General features: G+C 70.5%; 18 protein-coding genes and 1 other RNA gene. 12 read left to right on the forward strand and 7 right to left on the reverse strand.

The features are described 5' to 3' along the window. The first annotated feature begins 41 nt into the window (after positions 1 to 41). From L8951_RS11120 to L8951_RS11140, 5 genes are read left to right on the forward strand one after another with little or no spacing between them, the layout of a single operon-like run. The gene (locus tag L8951_RS11120) at positions 42 to 1,694 is read left to right on the forward strand and encodes an electron transfer flavoprotein-ubiquinone oxidoreductase (RefSeq protein WP_244383121.1); all 1,653 of its coding nucleotides are present in this window, start codon (positions 42 to 44) and stop codon (positions 1,692 to 1,694) included. Between the two features lie 31 nt (positions 1,695 to 1,725). After that, the gene (locus L8951_RS11125; RefSeq protein WP_244383122.1) at positions 1,726 to 3,339 is read left to right on the forward strand and encodes a tetratricopeptide repeat protein; all 1,614 of its coding nucleotides are present in this window, start codon (positions 1,726 to 1,728) and stop codon (positions 3,337 to 3,339) included. Further along, positions 3,308 to 4,159: a 4-(cytidine 5'-diphospho)-2-C-methyl-D-erythritol kinase gene (locus L8951_RS11130; RefSeq protein ID WP_244383123.1), complete on the forward strand. Its 852-nt coding sequence runs from the start codon at positions 3,308 to 3,310 to the stop codon at positions 4,157 to 4,159. Before L8951_RS11125 ends, L8951_RS11130 begins: the two co-directional genes overlap by 32 nt. 10 nt (positions 4,160 to 4,169) lie before the next feature. Next, complete coding sequence (locus L8951_RS11135; RefSeq protein WP_244383124.1) at positions 4,170 to 5,519, forward strand: NAD(P)H-hydrate dehydratase; 1,350 nt, start codon at positions 4,170 to 4,172, stop codon at positions 5,517 to 5,519. Next, entirely contained in the window at positions 5,516 to 6,703 is a 1,188-nt protein-coding gene (locus tag L8951_RS11140) for a class I SAM-dependent RNA methyltransferase (RefSeq protein ID WP_244383125.1), read from the forward strand. Before L8951_RS11135 ends, L8951_RS11140 begins: the two co-directional genes overlap by 4 nt. Here the strand turns inward: L8951_RS11140 and L8951_RS11145 are convergent. The 4 genes from L8951_RS11145 to L8951_RS11160 form a co-directional block, all read right to left on the reverse strand. Beyond that, positions 6,700 to 7,140, reverse strand: coding sequence for an MAPEG family protein (locus tag L8951_RS11145; protein WP_244383126.1), 441 nt, complete (start codon positions 7,138 to 7,140; stop codon positions 6,700 to 6,702). The two genes, L8951_RS11140 and L8951_RS11145, sit on opposite strands and share 4 nt — an antisense overlap. A gap of 11 nt (positions 7,141 to 7,151) precedes the next feature. Continuing rightward, on the reverse strand, positions 7,152 to 7,598 hold the full coding sequence (locus tag L8951_RS11150) for an MAPEG family protein (protein ID WP_244383127.1): 447 nt from the start codon (positions 7,596 to 7,598) through the stop codon (positions 7,152 to 7,154). A 64-nt stretch (positions 7,599 to 7,662) separates the two neighbouring features. Then, on the reverse strand, positions 7,663 to 8,739 hold the full coding sequence (locus tag L8951_RS11155) for a 1,9-bis(guanidino)-5-aza-nonane synthase (protein ID WP_244383128.1): 1,077 nt from the start codon (positions 8,737 to 8,739) through the stop codon (positions 7,663 to 7,665). Positions 8,740 to 8,779: 40 nt separating this feature from the next. Next, on the reverse strand, positions 8,780 to 9,967 hold the full coding sequence (locus tag L8951_RS11160; RefSeq protein ID WP_244383129.1) for a type III PLP-dependent enzyme: 1,188 nt from the start codon (positions 9,965 to 9,967) through the stop codon (positions 8,780 to 8,782). A 190-nt stretch (positions 9,968 to 10,157) separates the two neighbouring features. Between L8951_RS11160 and L8951_RS11165 the strand changes: the two genes are divergently transcribed. Beyond that, on the forward strand, positions 10,158 to 11,099 hold the full coding sequence (locus L8951_RS11165; RefSeq protein WP_244383130.1) for a threonine ammonia-lyase: 942 nt from the start codon (positions 10,158 to 10,160) through the stop codon (positions 11,097 to 11,099). Here L8951_RS11165 and L8951_RS11170 read toward each other — a convergent pair. Next, positions 11,096 to 11,350 carry a hypothetical protein gene (locus L8951_RS11170; RefSeq protein ID WP_244383131.1) on the reverse strand — a complete coding sequence of 85 codons (255 nt, stop codon included), beginning with the start codon at positions 11,348 to 11,350 and terminating at the stop codon, positions 11,096 to 11,098. The two genes, L8951_RS11165 and L8951_RS11170, sit on opposite strands and share 4 nt — an antisense overlap. A gap of 51 nt (positions 11,351 to 11,401) precedes the next feature. On the opposite strand from L8951_RS11170, the gene L8951_RS11175 reads away from it, so the two are divergent. Beyond that, on the forward strand, positions 11,402 to 11,575 hold the full coding sequence (locus L8951_RS11175) for a hypothetical protein (protein WP_244383132.1): 174 nt from the start codon (positions 11,402 to 11,404) through the stop codon (positions 11,573 to 11,575). Here the strand turns inward: L8951_RS11175 and L8951_RS11180 are convergent. Further along, positions 11,572 to 12,027, reverse strand: coding sequence for a GNAT family N-acetyltransferase (locus L8951_RS11180; RefSeq protein WP_322597145.1), 456 nt, complete (start codon positions 12,025 to 12,027; stop codon positions 11,572 to 11,574). The genes L8951_RS11175 and L8951_RS11180 overlap by 4 nt on opposite strands. Beyond that, positions 12,024 to 12,680, reverse strand: coding sequence for an alpha/beta hydrolase (locus tag L8951_RS11185; protein WP_244383133.1), 657 nt, complete (start codon positions 12,678 to 12,680; stop codon positions 12,024 to 12,026). Before L8951_RS11185 ends, L8951_RS11180 begins: the two co-directional genes overlap by 4 nt. A 115-nt stretch (positions 12,681 to 12,795) precedes the next feature. Here L8951_RS11185 and L8951_RS11190 point away from each other — a divergent pair, with 115 nt between their 5' ends. The 5 genes from L8951_RS11190 (at position 12,796) to L8951_RS11210 (ending at position 17,498) form a co-directional block, all read left to right on the forward strand. Further along, a complete protein-coding gene (locus tag L8951_RS11190; protein ID WP_244383134.1) occupies positions 12,796 to 13,869 on the forward strand; it encodes a cysteine desulfurase family protein in 1,074 nt (357 codons plus the stop codon). Next, positions 13,866 to 14,957: a cysteine desulfurase family protein gene (locus L8951_RS11195; protein ID WP_244383135.1), complete on the forward strand. Its 1,092-nt coding sequence runs from the start codon at positions 13,866 to 13,868 to the stop codon at positions 14,955 to 14,957. The genes L8951_RS11190 and L8951_RS11195 overlap by 4 nt, the downstream gene beginning before the upstream one ends. Beyond that, complete coding sequence (locus L8951_RS11200) at positions 14,954 to 15,283, forward strand: 2Fe-2S iron-sulfur cluster-binding protein (protein WP_244383136.1); 330 nt, start codon at positions 14,954 to 14,956, stop codon at positions 15,281 to 15,283. Before L8951_RS11195 ends, L8951_RS11200 begins: the two co-directional genes overlap by 4 nt. Before the next feature lie 138 nt (positions 15,284 to 15,421). Further along, an RNA gene (gene ffs / locus L8951_RS11205) (signal recognition particle sRNA small type) lies at positions 15,422 to 15,515 on the forward strand. 153 nt (positions 15,516 to 15,668) lie between these two features. Beyond that, complete coding sequence (locus L8951_RS11210) at positions 15,669 to 17,498, forward strand: DNA polymerase III subunit gamma/tau (RefSeq protein ID WP_244383137.1); 1,830 nt, start codon at positions 15,669 to 15,671, stop codon at positions 17,496 to 17,498.

The raw sequence follows: 17,498 nt of genomic DNA on the forward strand, positions 1-17,498 counted from the left end.
GAGAGCCGAAGCGACGGCAAAATACGATCAAGGGATGGGTGATGAGCGAACGTGAGTCGATGGAATATGATGTCGTCGTCGTCGGGGCGGGCCCGGCGGGCCTCGCGGCGGCGATCCGGCTCAAGCAGCTGGCGGCCGAAAGCGGGCGCGAGATCAGCGTCGTCGTGCTCGAGAAGGGCTCCGAGGTCGGCGCGCATATCCTCTCGGGCGCGGTGATCGACCCCAAGGCGCTCGACGAGCTGATCCCCGACTGGCGGACGCGCGACGACTGCCCGCTCAAGGTCGAGGTGAGCGAGAACCATCACTGGATCCTGACCGACACCGGCAAGCTCGAGATCCCGCATCTCTTCACCCCCTCCTTCATGCACAACAAGGGCACCTATACGGGCAGCCTCGGCAACCTCACCCGCTGGCTCGCGGGGATCGCCGAGGAGATGGAGGTCGAGATCTTCCCCGGCTTCGCCGCCGCCGAACTCTTGTTCGACGAGGCGGGCGCGGTGCGCGGGGTGGCGACGGGCGACATGGGGGTGGGACGCGGCGGCGAGCATCGCCCCGACTATCAGCCCGGGATGGAGCTGCACGCCAAGTACACGCTCTTCGCCGAGGGCGCGCGCGGCCACCTGACCAAGGAACTCACCCACCTGTTCGACCTGCGCAAGGACAGCGGCCCGCAGGTCTATGGCATCGGCATCAAGGAATTGTGGGACATCCCCGCCGACAAGCACGTGCCCGGCAAGGTCATCCACACGCAGGGCTGGCCGCTCGACGAGGCGTGGGGCGGGGGCTTCCTCTACCACCAGGACAACGGTCAGGTCGCGCTCGGGTTCGTCGTCGCGCTCGACTATGACAATCCCTATCTCTCGCCGTTCGAGGAAATGCAGCGCTGGAAGACGCACCCCGACATCCGCGCCGAGATCGAGGGCGGCACCCGCGTCTCCTACGGCGCGCGCGCGATCAACGAGGGCGGCTGGCAGGCGATCCCGCAGCTCGCCTTCCCCGGCGGCGCGCTGGTCGGCTGCTCGGCGGGCTTCGTCAACGTGCCCCGGATCAAGGGCACGCATACCGCGATGAAGTCGGGCATGATCGCCGCCGCCCATGTCGCCGACGCGCTCGCGGCCGACCGCGCGCACGACGTGCTCGAGGGCTATGAGCCCGAGGTCCGCGCGAGCTGGATCGGCAAGGAACTCAAGAAGGTGCGCAACGCGCAGCCCTTCGTCGCCCGGTTCGGCGGCAAGCTCGGCACCCTGCTCGCCGGGATCGACATGTGGCTCAACCAGTGGAAGATCGGCTCGCCCTTCACGCTCAAGCATCATGCCGACCACAAGCAGATGCAGCCGCTCTCGGCGGCGCGCCCGATCGCCTATCCCAAGCCCGACGGGGTGCTCACCTTCGACCGCCTGTCCTCGGTCTACCTGTCGAACACCAACCATGAGGAGGACCAGCCGATCCACCTCACGCTCAAGGACGACAGCATCCCGATCGCGGTCAACTATGCGATCTACGGCAGCCCCGAGACGCGCTACTGCCCCGCGGGCGTCTACGAGATCGTCGGCGAGGAAGAGGGCGACCCCAGGCTGCAGATCAACGCCCAGAACTGCGTCCACTGCAAGACCTGCGACATCAAGGACATGACCCAGAACATCAACTGGGTGGTACCCGAAGGCGGGGGAGGCCCCAATTATCCGAACATGTAACCCCGGCCCGGCGCTGCTCGTCGCCGCCCTCGTGCTGGCGGCCCCGGCGCACGCTTCCACCCCCGAGACCCAGCGCGAACTGTTCGTGCAGGCGCGCACCGCCGACCTGCTCGGCGACGCCGATACCGCGGCCACGCTCTACGAGCGGCTGATCTCGGCCGGGCCGGTCGCCGCCGAGATCGAGGCGCGCGCCGCGAGCGAGGCGATCGCGGCGGGGCGGTTCGACCTCGCCCTGTCGGTCGCCGCCCAGTCCTCGCAGCCGCGCTCGCTCAATCTCGACGTCCGGCTGCTGCTGCTCGCCGAGGCGCTCAAGACGCAGCGCTACCGCGAGGCGCTCGCCATGCTCGAGGACGGCGAGGCGCGGGTGAACATCGAGTTCCTCGCCCCCTTCGTGCGCGGCTGGATCGAGACCGCGACCGCGCGCCCGGGCACCCCGCCGCGCGGCCCCGCGCTCGTCACCGGCATGGCCAGCCAGCGCCCGCTCAGCCGCCAGAAGGACGAGCAGGCCGCGCTGCTCCACCTCGCCAGCGGCAGCGTCGACGGCGCGGTCGAACATATCGACGCGGCGCTCTCGCGCGCCGGCCCGCGCGAGGCGCGGCTCCGGCTCGCCTTTGCCGAACGGCTGACCGAACTCGGACGCCCCGACCTGGCCACGGTGCTGCTCGCCGGCGAGGACGTGATCCTCGCCGAGGCGCGCGCGCGGCTGGCCGCGGGCGAACCGCTGGGGATGGCGATCCGCACCCCCGCCGAGGGGCTGGCCGAACTGTTGCTGTCGATCGCGGTCGACCTCACCGAGGGGCGCGACACCGCGCTGCCGCTGGGCCTTGCGCAGGTCGCGCGCTTCGCCGATCCGGCCAACGCGGGCGCGGCGATCATCGCCGGCGCGATGCTCGAACGCGACGGCCGGGTCGAGCGCGCGCTAACGCTCTACCGCAGCGTGCCCCCCGCCTCGCCGCTCGCGCTGCAGGCCGAGGACAGCATCCTCCAGCTGCTCATCCGCAACGAACGCGCGCAAGAAGCGCTCGACCTCGCCCGCGCGGCGCAGCGTCGCACGCCCGCGCGCCCCGGCGGCTGGGCCCGGATCGGCGATGCGCTCGCCGCGCTCGACCGCCATGCCGAGGCGGCCGACGCCTATGCCGCCGAACGCGGCCAGCTCGGCGGGGGCGACTGGCCGCTGCTCTTCCTCGAGGCGGTCGCGCGCCACGAGGCGGGCGACTGGGACGCCGCCGAGGCGCTGCTCGGCCAGGCGCTCGCGCTGGCGCCCGACCAACCCATCCTCCTCAACTACCTCGGCTATTCGATGCTCGAGGAGGGCGGCGATCTTGCGCTCGCCAGCGCCTATATCCGCAAGGCCTCGCGGCTCAGCCCCGACAGCGCGGCGATCACCGACAGCCTCGGCTGGGCGCTCTACAAGCTGGGCGATATCGAGGGTGCGCTCGACGCGCTCGAACGCGCGGCGACGCAGGCTCCCGCCGACCCCGAGATCCACGAACATTTCGGCGATGCGCTCTACACCGCGGGACGGCGCATCGAGGCGCGTTTCGCGTGGGAAGCGGCGCGCTTCTACGCCCCCGACGCGGCGGCGCGCGACCGGCTCGAGGACAAGATCGCTTATGGGCTCCAGCCTGCCAACGCCGCGCCCTGAGCCGGTCCCGCTGCGCGAACCCGCGCCCGCCAAGCTCAACCTCGCGCTGCACGTCCGCCGTCGCCGCGCCGACGGCTATCACGAGCTCGAGACGCTGTTCGCCTTCTGCACCGAGGGCGACCGGCTCACCGGCACCAGCGAACCCGCGTCCGCGCATCGGCTCGAACTGGCGATCACCGGGCCGTTTGGCGCGGGGCTCGGGCGCGAGGACAATCTGGTCACCCGCGCGTGGGCCGCGCTCAAGCCCGCCGCGCCCCCGGCGCTCGTCCGGCTCACGCTCGACAAGCGGCTCCCGGTCGCGAGCGGGCTGGGCGGCGGCTCGGCCGATGCCGCCGCCGCGCTGCGGCTGCTGACCGCCCTTTGGCGCCTCGATCCCGCGATCGCGCAGGACATCGCCCCCCGGCTCGGCGCCGACGTGCCCGCCTGCCTCCTGTCGATGAGCGCGCGCGGGGAGGGGGTCGGCGACAAGCTCACCCCCGTCCCGACGCCCCAGCTGAGCGGGCGGCCGGTCCTCCTCGTCAACCCGCTCGAGGCGCTGTCGACCCCGGCGGTGTTCGCGGCGTGGGACGGCGAGGATCGCGGCGGGCTGGGCACTGACTGGCGCGCCGGGCGCAACGATCTCGAAGCTCCCGCGACAACACTCGTGCCCGCGATCGGCAGCATCCTCGAGTGGCTCGGCCGGCAACCCGGCTGCGAGCTTGCCCGCATGTCGGGAAGCGGCGCCAGCTGTTTCGCGCTGTTCGACAGCGAACCAGCGCGCGACGCGGCCGCCGCCGCTTGCCCCGACAAATGGTGGCATCTGGCGACCTATCTGCGCTAGGGGGCGCAGCATGACACGCCCGATCCTTCCCGCCGCCGAACTGCGCCGCCTCGAACAGGAGGCGATCGCCGCAGGCACCAGCGAGCGCGAACTGATGGAGCGCGCCGGCACCGCGCTTGCCACCGCCAGCCTGCGCATGTTCGGCCCGCGCGACACGCTGGTCCTGTGCGGCGCGGGCAACAATGGCGGCGACGGCTATGTCGCCGCGCGCCATCTCGCGCAGGCCGGCGCCAGCGTCCGCGTCGCCGCGATCGGCGCGCCCGGCACCGATGCCGCCAAGGCCGCCCGCGCCGACTGGACCGGCGAGGTCGGCGCGCTCGACGACGACACCGCGCCCGCCGACCTCGTCATCGACTGCCTGTTCGGGACCGGGCTCTCGCGCCCGCTCGCGGAGGCGATCGCGGTGCCCGCGCGGCGCCTGCTCGCGGCGGCGCGGCGCAGCGTCGCCTGCGACCTGCCGAGCGGGGTTGAGGCCGATAGCGGCCGGGTGCTCACCGATCTCGGCAGCTACGATCTCACCCTCGCGCTCGGCGCGCTCAAGCCCGCGCATCGGCTCGCCCCCGCGATCCATGCCTGCGGCCGCGTCGCCAGCGCGGCGATCGGGCTTGCGCCCGCGAGCGACTGGTTCGAGATCGCCGCGCCCGAGCTGCCCGCGCTCGACCCCGACGGGCACAAGTTCGACCGCGGGATGGTGCATTGCCTGTCGGGCGCGATGCCCGGCGCGATCGCGCTGAGCGCGCATGCCGCCGCGCGCGCGGGCGCGGGCTATGTCCGCGTCTCGACCAGCCGGATGATCGACAACCTGCCCTCGAGTATCGTCCAGACCGAGGAGGCGAGCGCGCTCGACGACCCGCGCATCGGCTGCCTGCTCGTGGGTCCCGGCATGGGCGACATCCCGCCGCTCCTCACCGTCGCGCTGACCAAGACCCACCCGCTGGTGCTCGATGCCGACGCGCTCGGGCACGTCGGCGAGCCCGAGCGGCTCCGCGGCCATGACGCGATCCTCACGCCGCACGAGGGCGAGTTCGTCCAGCTGTTCGGCGACCTTGAAGGGTCGAAGGCCGACCGCGCGCTGCAGGCCGGCGCCGCGACCGAATGCGTCGTCGTCTACAAGGGCCCCGACACGCTGGTCGCCAGCCCCGACGGGCGGCTCGGCTTCGCCCCGCCCGCACCGCCGGCGCTGGCGACCGCGGGGGCAGGGGACGTGCTGGCCGGCATCATCGCCGCGCTGCGCGCGCGCGGGATGGATCGCTTCGAGGCCGCCTGCGCGGGGGTCTGGCTCCACGGCCGCGCCGCCGAGGCTTGCCCCGCGCCCTTCCTCGCCGACGACCTCGTCGCCGCGATCCCGGGCGTGCTGTGAGCGAGACCGTCGTCAGGATCGCCGGGCGCGGCGACGGCGTCACCGACGCCGGGAGCTACGTCGCGCTCGCCGCGCCGGGCGATACGGTCGAGCAGGGAGAGATCATTGCGCGCGGCGCCGGCTACCAAGAGCCGCCCTGCCGCCATTTTCCGCAATGCGGGGGCTGCCAGCTGCAGCATCTGACCGATGCCGCCTTCGCGGACTATTGCCGCGACCGCATCGCCGGCGCGCTTGCCCAGAAGGGCATCGAGACCGAGCTTCGCGCGCCCCATATCTCGCCGCCACGCTCGCGCCGCCGCGCCGACCTCAAGGCGCTGCGGCTGGGCAAGAAGCGGCTGCTCGGCTTCACCCGCGAGAAATCGCACCAGATCGTCGACATGCGCGAATGCCATGTCCTCGCGCCCGAGCTGTTCGCGCTGCTCGCGCCGCTGCGCGACCTGCTCGACGACCTCCTCCCGCAGCGACGCAGCGGCCGCGTGCAGATGACGCTGACCAACCAGGGTGTCGACCTCCTGCTCGGCGGGATCGAGGCCGAGGGACTGGAGGCGGCCGAAGCACTGCCCGCCTTTGCCGAAAGACAGGGTCTCGCCCGGCTGTCGGTCGACGAGGGCTATGGCGCCGAAGCGCGCTACGAACCGCAGCCCGTCACGGTCACCTTGGGCGGGGTGCCCGTACCCTTCCCGCAGGGCGGCTTCCTCCAGGCGACCCTCGACGGCGAGGCGGCGCTGGTGGCGGGCGTCAAGGACGCGGTCGCGGACAGCCAGGGCCCGGTCCTCGACCTGTTTGCCGGGCTCGGCACCTTCGCGCTGTCGCTCGACCGCCCGGTCGTCGCCGCCGAGGCGGGCCGCGAGGCGATCCTGTCGCTGATGCAGGCCGCGCGCCGCGCCGGACGCTCGGTCGAGGCGGTCCACCGCGACCTCTATCGGCGCCCCTACGACGGGTCCGAGCTGGAAGGGATCGACGCGGTCGTCCTCGATCCGCCCCGCTCGGGCGCCGAAGCCCAATGCCGTCAGCTGGCCGGCGCCAAGGTCGCGCGTATCGCTTATGTCAGCTGCAACCCCGGCACCTTCGCGCGCGATGCCGCGATCCTGCTCGAGGGCGGATACCGGTTGGACTGGGTGCGTCCGGTCGGCCAGTTCCGCTGGTCGACCCACGTCGAGCTGGTCGCCGCCTTTTCGCGCTAGAGGTGGTGCAGGAGCTCTGCTCCGGCATGCACGGTCAGCGCGATCAGGCAGAGGGTCGACAGGAGGAAGAAAGCGGTTCGCAGCCGCGAGATATTGGCGGTGGCCTGGATCAGGCTGTGGACGATGCGCAGCCCGACATAGCCCCAGGCGAGCCAGAGGTTGAGACCGTCTCCCATCCCCATCAGCGCGAGCGCGAGCGCGATCGCGTAGAAGAGCGTCGGCTGCTCGTGGAGATGCTCGTAATTGTGCCGTGCCCAGGCGGCCTCGCGCGGGCTTACCGGCTCGAGGTCGCGCAGCCGCGTCCCCGTCCGGGGCAAGTGCGCCGCCTCGCTGCTCGCCTTGGCTCCGGCGAGCGCCTTGGCGACCGCCCAGAACAGCATCAGCAGCGTCCAGGCCACCAGCGTGACGACCGGACCGAGAATGGGACTGAAGTGCATCTTGGCCTCCCTTAGATGGCGGTGGGCAGGAACAACGCCAGCACCAGCTTGACGATCAATCCGAGCAGGCAGATCGAGCCGAGCGCGAACAGCGGGAACCGCACCGCGATCCGGTTGCGGGTCACCTGCTCGAGGCTGTGCAGCACCCGCGCGCCGACATAGGCCCAGGCCAATGTGCAGGCAAACCACCCGGTCTCTCCGGCCAGGACGAGCGCCAGCACCACCGCATAATAGAGGGTCGGCTGCTCCATCAGGTGGTTGTAATTATGCGCCTTCCACTGGACCTCGGGAGGCAGCACCCCGTCGAGGTCGCCGCCGCGCGAGCCGCGCCGGTTGCGGATATCGATCCCCTTCGCCCGCATCGCCGGGAAGCGGGTGAAATACATCCACAGCATGATTACCCCGCTCCACAGGAGCAAGGCGGCCAACGGCTGTAGCAGCGGGACGGCAAGCGACATGAAAGAACCCCCCACGATGGTATCGCGAGGGGTCCTTGTGAACGAGAATGTTACGCTTGTGAACCTAGTCGAACATCTTGGCGAAGGCGCGCTTGGCGCGGGTCTTCCAGTGGCCGCGATGATAGGCGTCGCTGGCGAGCAGCGGCAGCACCGAGGTCGCCTCGGCATAGACCATCTGTTCGAGCGCCGTGTCGACCTTGCCCCAGCTGCACGCTTCCTGGAGCGTGGAGGAGGAGCAGGCGCCGTCGCGCACGTCGGCGACGGTGATCTGGATCGCATATTTGTGCATCTCGACATCGTCGTGACCGAGGATCTCGGCGCACACCACGGTGTCCTGCGCGAAATTCTTGGGCACCCCGCCGCCGATCATCAGCAGCCCAGTGGTGCCCGCCTTGATCTTGATGTCGGTCAGTTCGCGGAAGTCGGCAATGGCGTCGAGCACCATATAGTCCTCGCCCGCCTTCATGCGGTCGACCTGGTGCTTGACCAGCCCGAAGCCCGCCGAACTATCGACGAAGGCGGGGCAGAAGATCGGCACGTCATGCTCGTAGGCGAGCTTGACGAGGCTGTTGTCCTTCTTGCCATGCTCGACGAGATACTTGCCCATTTCGCGGATGAAGGCGCGGCTCGAATAGGCTCCGGGCTCGAGGCTGTCGGCGATCTTGGCGATCGTGTGATCGGTGTCCTGGAGCGCTTCCTCGTCGATATAGGTGTCGTAGATGCGGTCGATGTAGAGCGAGCGCAGCACCTTGTCGTCGGGGATTTCGAGCGCCTGATAATGCTTGTGGCCGAGCCCTTCGAAGAAATCCATGTCGACGACGGTCGCGCCGGTGGCGACGATCGCATCGACCATGTTGTTGCGCACCAGCTCGGCATAGAGGTCCATGCACCCGCCCGCCGAGGTCGACCCGGCGACGACGAGGATGACCGCGCAATCCTTGTCCTCGAGCATCTGGTTGTAGATGCGCGTGGCGCGGGCGAGGTCGCGGCTGGTGAAGCTCATCTTGCCCATCGCCTCGACGATCGGGCGCGCGTCGAACGAGGTGATGTCGATATGCTCGACCGGGCTCTGCAACAGCTCGGCCTTGCGCTGGCGATCGATCTGCTCTTCAGCCGGATGGGTGGCGAGGTCCTCGCTCATGACTATCTCCTAGGATTTCAAACTGACGGTCGAACGCGCCCTACAGGCGTACCACGTTCGAGGCCTCGTCCTGTTCCGAACGCTGGCCATAAAGGGTGAGCATCGGCTCGTCCGAGACGCGGACCTTGTCCTCGATCCCGAAGCCGTTGAACCCGGTGCGCATCGCGCAGCCATAGGCGCCGAGCATGCCGATCTCGATATAGTCGCCGGGGCCGATGTCGTCGGGCAGGTGGAAGGGGCCTTCCATCTTGTCCATGTCGTCGCAGGTCGGCCCGAAGAAGCGGAAGGGCGCCAGCGGGGCCTCGCTTTCCTCTTCGCGGATCAGCCGGGTGGGATAGCGCCACCCGATATGCGCGGCATCGAACAGCGCGCCATAGGCGCCCTCGTTGATGTAGAGCGTGTTGCCGCGGCGCTGCTCGACCCGCGCGAGCACCGAGGAATATTCGGCGCACAGCGCGCGCCCCGGCTCGGCCCACAGCTCGGCCGAATAGCTGATCGGCAGATCCTCGAACTTCTCGTGGATCATCTGGAAGAAGGCATCGAGGGCAGGGGGCTCCATGTCGGGATAGGCCGAGGGGAAGCCGCCCCCGACATCGACGATGTCGAGCGTGACCGAGCTGTCGACGATGGCCTGCCGCACGCGCTCCATCGCCTCGCCATAAGCGGCCGGGCTCATCGCCTGGCTGCCGACGTGGAAACAGATGCCGAGCGCATCGGCCATCTGGCGCGCGGCCATCAGCAGCTGCGGCAGTTCCTCGGGCTCGGCCCCGAACTTGGTCGCGAGGCTGAGCTTGGAATGGTCCGACGACACGCGCAGCCGCACCAAGAGGTTGAGATCGGTCGCCCCGCGGGTGGCGCGGCGGATCTTCTCGAGCTCGGCGAGGCTGTCGAGGCTGAAGGTCTTCACCCCGTGGCAGAAATAGGCCTCCTCGATCGCCTCGACCGCCTTGACCGGGTGCATGAAGCACAAGGTGGCGTCCGGCAGCGTCTGCGAGACGAGCCGGACCTCGCCCATCGAGGCGACGTCATAATGGGTGATCCCCGCCTCCCACAGCACCTTGAGGAGCTCGGGGTCGGGATTGGCCTTGACGGCATAGAGGCTCTTGCCGGGGAATTTCTCGACGAAGAAGCGCGCCGCGCGGAAGGCGGCGTGCGGACGCACCAAGGTAACCGGCAGGATGGGCTTGCGGGCCTTGACTAGCCCCAGCGCAGAATGATGGTCGTGCAATTCACGGGACCTCCGAAATGTCCGGCTTCTTCAGCCTGTTCAACACTTGCTGCCTTGCGGAAGTCCCATGGGGCAGCGGACGGCGCTATAGGTCCGTCGGGACGGGAATGTAAAGAGACGAATTGATCGCCGCCGTTGGCGGCGTGTTCGACGTTGGGACTTCCTTTAGGATTGAAAGGCTTAGCTGGCGATGAACGTTCCCGATCTCAAGGCGGTCGAGGCCGCGGCCCGGCGCATTTCGGGCGCGATTCGCCGTACCCCGCTTTCCTATGCCGCGATCGGCGGGGTCGAGATCGGCATCAAATGGGAAAATCGGCAGGAGGGCGGGGCGTTCAAGCTGCGCGGCGCCTCCAACCGCTTGCTCGCGCTCTCGCCCGAAGAACGGCAGCGCGGCGTCGTCGCCTTCTCGAGCGGCAACCATGCGCGCGGGGTCGCCATCGCCGCCCGCCGGCTCGGCATGCCCGCGACCATCGTCATGCCCGCCGACGCGCCGCGCGTGAAACTGGAAGCGACCTTGGCCGAAGGCGCCGAGGTCATCCCCTACGATCGCTTGAGCGAGAGCCGCGAAGAGATCGCGGCAAGGCTCGCCGCCGAGCGCGGCGCGACGCTGGTGCCGAGCTTCGATGATCCCTTCATCGTCGCCGGGCAGGGCACGGTCGGGCTCGAGCTGCTCGAGCAGGCCCGGCGGCCCGTCCGTCGGATCATCGTCTGCTGCGGCGGCGGCGGGCTGGCGGGGGGAATCGCGCTGGCCTGCCCCGAGGCCGAGATCGTCATCGTCGAACCCGCGGGCTGGGACGACATGGCGCGCAGTCTCGAGAGCGGCCATCCCGAAGCGGTGGCGCCCGACGCGCCGCCGACGCTCTGCGACGCGATCCAGACCTTCCGCCCGGCGCAGCTGACGGTCGACATCCTGCGCCAGGCCGGGGCGAGCGCCGTCCAGGTGGACGAGGACGCGGTGCGCGCGGCGGTGCGCTGGGCATGGAAGGAAAGCGGCGAAGTGGTCGAGCCGGGCGGCTCGGTCGCGCTCGCGGCGCTATTAAGCGGGGTCGTCACCGCGCGCGAGGGCGATGTGGCGATCGTCAGCGGGGGCAATATCGACCCGGCGCTGCACGCCGAGCTGGTGGCGCGCTAGGCCGCGCCCGAGGCGCGATAGGGGCCCGGGTCCATGCGCGCCGGGCTCGAGCGCTCGACCGCCTGGATCAGCTCCTCGAGCTCGGCGGCAAGGATCTGCAATTCGGCGACGAGCACCTTGGGATCGGCCTCCTCGAGACCGGCGGACGCGTCGAGCAGCGTATCGAGCATCATGGAGATGCACGGAAGGATCGTTTCCTCGATCCGTTCGAAGGCTTCCTCGAGCCGTTGTTCGGGGCTAGTCGTGGCCATGCCCCCGCTCTAGGCGGGGACTGGTAAAGAATGAATGAAGGAAACCGCGCAATGCCGCCAATCGCCAGCGCCGCGCTCGCCATCGCGATGCTCGCTGCCTTCCTGCTCGGGCTGGTCGGCGCGATGCAGTCGCGCAAGCCCGACCGGCTGGCGCGCCAGCGCGGCTGGCTGATGATCGCGATGGCGCTGATCCTCGTCGCCAATGTGCTGATCTGGACGCTCTAGGGCGCGATGTCGAAATGGTGGACGTCCTGCCGGCGTCCCAGCTTGGAATAGAGCGCGATCGGCGCGGTGTCGCCGCGGTCGGCGCCGAGGAAGACCGTCCACGCCCCGAGCGCGCGCGCGATCGCGCGGGTCCGCTCGATCAACGCGGTGGCGATCCCGCGCCGCCGCCAGCGCGCTGCGACCGCGAGGTCGTAGATGAAGATTTCCGCGCGCTCCTGCTCGCACTTGTCGAGCACATAGGCGGTGAGCGCGCCGACCACCTCGGCGGCGGGCGTCTCGGCGACGAGCAGCAGGATCGAGCGGTCGGCGAGGCGGGCGCGCAGATAGGCATCGCCCGGCGGCGCCTGCCGATAGTCGCTGTCCTCGCCGAAGGCGGCATCGAAGCAGGCGTTCATCGCCCGCAGCGCGTCAAGGTCGCCATCGCCGAGGCGGCGGATGGCGAACCCGCTCACCGGATCGGGCAATCGGGGTCGAGGCGGAAATCGAGATAGTCGTCGATGACCTTGAACAGCTCGTCCATCTCATTTTCGAAGAAATGGTTCGCGCCGGGGATTTCCTTGTGCTCGATGGTGATGTGCTTCTGGGTGCGCAGCTTGTCGACCAGCTTCTGCACCGCGCTCGGGGTCACCACCTCGTCGGCCAGCCCCTGCACGATCAGCCCCGAGGCGGGGCAGGGGGCGAGGAAGCTGAAATCATACATGTTGGCGGGCGGCGAGATCGACAGGAAGCCGCGCACCTCGGGGCGGCGCATCAGCAGCTGCATCCCGATCCACGCCCCGAAGCTCACCCCCGCGACCCACGTCACCTCGGCCTCGGGGTGGATCTGCTGCATCCAGTCCAACGCGGCGGCGGCGTCCGACAGTTCGCCGATGCCATTGTCGAAGGTGCCCTGGCTGCGCCCGACGCCGCGGAAGTTGAAGCGCAGCGTGGCAAAGCCGCGGCGCACGAAATCCTTGTGCAGGAGCTGCACCATGCGGTTGTTCATCGTCCCCCCGGCCTGCGGGTGGGCGTGGAGGATCACCGCCGCTGGCGCGCGTGGCCGCGGCGCCGGGGTGAAACGACCTTCGAGACGCCCTTCGGGGCCGGGGAAAATGACTTCGGGCATCGGAGCTCTTCACACTATGATATAAAGTTGCACGGAAGGGCTTCCGTGCGTGGCTCGCTCCTATATAGGCAAAGCGAGGCAAGGTGCAATCGGTGGGAATGGGAGATTTGCTAGGGTGAACGCGGACCGACTCTATTTCGATCACGCGGCGGCCACGCCGCTGCATCCCGAGGCGCGCGACGCCATGGTCGCGGCTTTCGACTGCTGGGCCAATCCCAACAGTCCCTACGCCGAGGCGCGCGCGTGCAACGCCCTGCTCGAACAGGCGCGGCGCACCGTCAACCGCTGCCTCGACTGGCCCCACGACCTCCTGTTCACCGCGGGGGCCTCGGAGGCGATCGCGCTGGCCGCCGCGCGCTGCAAGCTGCCCGGCCGCATCCACGGCGCCACCGAACATGACATCGTGCCCGCCTCGATGGGGCCGGACAGCATCAAGCTGCCGGTCGACGAGCATGGCGCGATCGACCGGACCGCGCTTGCCGAGGCGCTGGCGCAGGGGCCGGCGCTGGTCGCGATCCAGCTGGTCAACAACGAGACCGGCGTGATCCAGGACATCGTCCCGATCGCCGAGCAGGTGCGCGCGGCGGGCTCGCTGCTGCTCGTCGACGCGGCGCAGGGCGGGGGCAAGATCGACCTGCCCGACGCCGACATGATCGCGCTGTCGGCGCACAAGCTGGGCGGGCCGGTGGGAGTGGGCGCGCTGCTGGTGAAGGACCTTGCCACGCTCGCCCCCGTGGGCGGGCAGGAGAAGGGCTATCGCCGCGGCACGCAGAACGTGCCCGCCGCCGCCGGGTTCGCCGCCGCGCTCGAGGCGGCGCGTTACGCCCAAGCCTATCCCCGGCTCAAGGTGCTGCGCGAGCAGCTCGACGCCGCGATCGAGGCGCGCGGCGGGGTGGTGATCGCCAAGGCCGCGCCGCGCACCGCGACGATCGGCGGCTATGCCTTCCCCGGCGCCGAGGCGCCGAGCCTGCTGGTCCAGCTCGACCTTGCCGGCGTCGCCGTCTCGGCGGGCTCGGCCTGCTCCTCGGGAGCGATGAAGGGCAGCCGGGTGATCGGCGAGATGGGACTGCCCGAGCCGATCCGCAAAAGCTTCCTGCGGATCAGCTTCGGCCCCGAGACGAGCGACGCCGACGTCGACGCCTTGCTCGAGCGGCTCGACAACGTCCTCGCGCGCTCGCGCGCGGCATGATCTATCTCGACTATCAGGCGACGACCCCGCTCGCGCCCGAGGTCGTGGCGGCGATGGCGCCGTGGCTGGGCTACAAGTTCGCCAACCCGCACGCGCCCTATACCGCGGGGCGCGAGGCGGCCGCCGCGATCGAGGTCGCGCGCGGGCAAGTGATGCGGGCGCTGGGGCGCGAGGCAGGGCAGCTCGCCTTCACCGGTTCGGCGACCGAGGCGCTCAACTGGGCGATCAAGGGATCGATCGGGCACGGCGGGCGCGACGAGGTCGTCACCATCGCCACCGAACATGCCGCCGTTCTCGACACCGTCGAATGGCTCGGCAGAACGCACCGCGTCACCGTCCTCCCCGTCGACGCCGAGGGGCTGGTCGATCTCGACGCGGTGCGCGCCGCGGTCGGGCCGCGCACCGCGCTCGTCGCGGCGATGCTGGTCAACAACGAGATCGGGGTGATCCAGCCCGTCGCCGAGATCGCGGCGATCGCGCATGCCGCGGGCGCGCGCATGCTGTGCGACGCGGTGCAGGGGCTCGGGCGGGTCGCCATTCCCGAGGGCCCCGACATGATCGCCGTCTCGGCGCACAAGGTGCACGGTCCCAAGGGGATCGGCGCGCTGTGGATGGCCGAGGGGGTGGAGCCCGCGCCGCTGATCCACGGCGGCGGCCAGGAACTGGGGCTGCGCTCGGGCACGCTGAGCCCCGCGCTGTGCGTCGGCTTCGGCGCCGCGGCGCGGCTGCTGGACGAGCGCGCGCGCGCCGACCACCGGCATGTCGAGACGCTGTGGCGCGCGGCGCGCGCGCAGCTCGCCGACTGGACCCTCAACGGCAGCGCCGAGCAGCGCTACCACGGCAATCTCAATGTGCGCCGCGACGGGCTCGATGCGGCGCGGCTGCTGGCCGACCTGCGCGGGCTCGCGCTCTCGCTCGGCTCGGCCTGCGCCAGCGGGTCGGGGCGGCCGAGCCACGTCCTGCGCGCGCTCGGGATCGGCGACCGCGCCGCGCGCAGCTCGATCCGCATCGGCTTCGGGCGCTACACCACCGCCGACGAACTGCACGAGGCGCTCGCCCGTCTCGACGCGGCGGCCAAGGCGCAATGACGCTGGTCCGCTTCCTGCGCCCCGACGGCCGGCTCGAGCGCGAGGTCGAGGCCGCGCCCGGCGCGCGGTTGCTTGATGTCGCGCAAGCCAACGGGCAGCCGCTCGAGGGGACCTGCGAGGGGGCGATGGCCTGCTCGACCTGCCATGTCATCCTCGCCAAGGAGGATTTCGACCGTCTCCCGCCCGCGAGCGAGGAGGAGGACGACCTGCTCGACTTCGCCCCCCATGTCCGCGCCACCTCGCGGCTCGCCTGCCAGGTCGAGGTGCCCGCCACGGGGACGCTGACGGTGCGCCTGCCCGGCGCGGCGAAGGATTGGAGCCGGTAGGAACCGCCGTCCTCGTCCAGCGCCCGACGGTGCCGTCACCCGAGGCCGAGGCGATGATGGCCGCGATCGGCACGGATTTCGCCGGCATGATCGGCGACTAGCCCCTTGCACCATGGCGACTTCCTCGCCATATGCGCCCTTGGAAGTCGGCGGACGACTTGCCCGTGAACCTGGTCAGGCCCGGAAGGGAGCAGCCACAGCGGTTTCGGTCGGGTCGTCGGCTTCCACCCCTTCCTCCGCCTCGTGACCATTGCCGCGTCGCTCTGTCGCGCAGCGTTCTTGCACGCCTCGCCGCGGCGCGCCCGCGCGCGTCGATCGCGCTGTCGTCGTGCGAGGGCTGCAACCCCGCTCGCCTTTGCCCCGCAACCTGCCTAGGCTCCGGTGCATGACCGACCACGAATCGCCCGACGATCCGCCCGCAGACCTCGGCCCGGGCCTCGGGCTCGACGAACCCGAACAGCCGCGATCCCCGGCCAGCGCCGAGGCCTATCGCGTGCTGGCGCGCAAATATCGCCCGCAGACCTTCGAGGAACTGATCGGGCAAGACGCGATGGTGCGCACGCTCGCCAACGCGATCGAGAGCGACCGCATCGCCCATGCCTTCCTGATGACCGGGGTGCGCGGGGTGGGCAAGACCTCGACCGCGCGGCTGATGGCCAAGTCGCTCAACTGCATCGGCGCCGACGGGCAGGGCGGGCCGACCATCAGCCCGTGCGGGCAGTGCGAGCCGTGCCGCGCCATCGCCGAGGGGCGCCATATCGACGTCGTCGAGATGGACGCGGCGAGCCATACCGGGGTCGACGACATGCGCGAGATCATCGAGGCGGTGCGCTACGCCTCGGTCTCGGCGCGCTACAAGATCTACATCATCGACGAAGTGCACATGCTCTCAAAGAGCGCCTTCAACGCGATCCTCAAGACGCTCGAAGAGCCGCCGCCCCACGTCAAGTTCCTGTTCGCCACCACCGAGGTCGACAAGGTGCCCGTCACCGTGCTGTCGCGTTGCCAGCGGTTCGACCTGCGGCGCATCCCCGCCGATCGGCTGGCCGCGCATTTCGCCGCCATCGCCGAGAAAGAGGGGATCGCGGTCGAACCCGACGCGCTGGCGATCATCGCGCGCGCCGCCGAGGGCTCGGTGCGCGACGGGCTCTCGCTGCTCGACCAGGCGATCGCGCACGGGGGCGAGACGGTGAGCGCCGCCGAGGTGCGCGCCATGCTCGGGCTCGCCGATCGCGGCAGTATCCGGCGGCTGCTCGACCTCCTCCTCGACGGCGAGGCCGGGGCGCTGCTCGACGGGCTCGACCGCGCGCATGAACTCGGGGTCGAACCCGGCGCGCTGCTGCGCGGGCTGCTCGACAGCCTGCACGCGATCAGCCGCCGCAAGGCGAGCGGACGCGACGACGTGCTGCGCTCGGCCGAGGAGCAGGCGGCGATCGCCAAGGACGCCGAGACGCTCGGCTGGCCCCAGCTCCACATGCTCTGGCAACTGCTCCTCAAGGGGCTCAAGGACGTCGAGACCGCGCCCGATCCGCGCGAGGCCGCCGACATGGCGCTGTTGCGCGCGATCCATGCCGCCGGGCAGCCCGACCCGGGGGCGGTGATCGAGGCCCTCGCCGCGGGCAAGGCCCCGCCCGCGCCGCAGCAGGGCAATGCACCCGCAGCCTCGTCGACGCCCGCGCCCGCCGACCGTCCTGCCGCGCAGGCCCCGATGGCCGAGACGCCGACGCCCGCGCCTTCGCAGCCCACTCCCGACCCGGCGCCGGAACCGGCCCCGTGGGAACCCGATCCGGCAGCGCCAGCAGCGGCAGCAGCAGCGGCACCGCCCGCCGCGCCCGAGCCCGCCCCGCTGGCGCCGTCGCTGCCGGGTGACTTCATGCAATTCTATCACCTTGTCGACGATGCCCGCCCGCGGCTCGGGGTCGAGCTGCACGACAAGGTCGGGCTCGTCGCCTATGCGCCCCCGCGGCTCGTGCTCCAGCCCAAGGCGCCGCTCGACAGCGATTTCACCCGCGACCTCGCCGCCGCCGCCAAACAGGTGACGGGCGAAGATTGGGAAATCGTGCTACAGGAGCATGGCGGCCAGCCCAGCCTTGCCGAAGCCGAGGTAATGCGCCAACAGGCCGACCGCGAACGGGTGATGGCCGACCCCATGGTCAAGGCGGTCACCGCGGCGTTCCCCGACGCCACATTGGAAGAGATCAAGGACGCAAGCTAA

Origin of the sequence: Sphingomicrobium astaxanthinifaciens, from assembly GCF_022865105.1 — a bacterium.
Classification (GTDB): domain Bacteria; phylum Pseudomonadota; class Alphaproteobacteria; order Sphingomonadales; family Sphingomonadaceae; genus Sphingomicrobium; species Sphingomicrobium astaxanthinifaciens.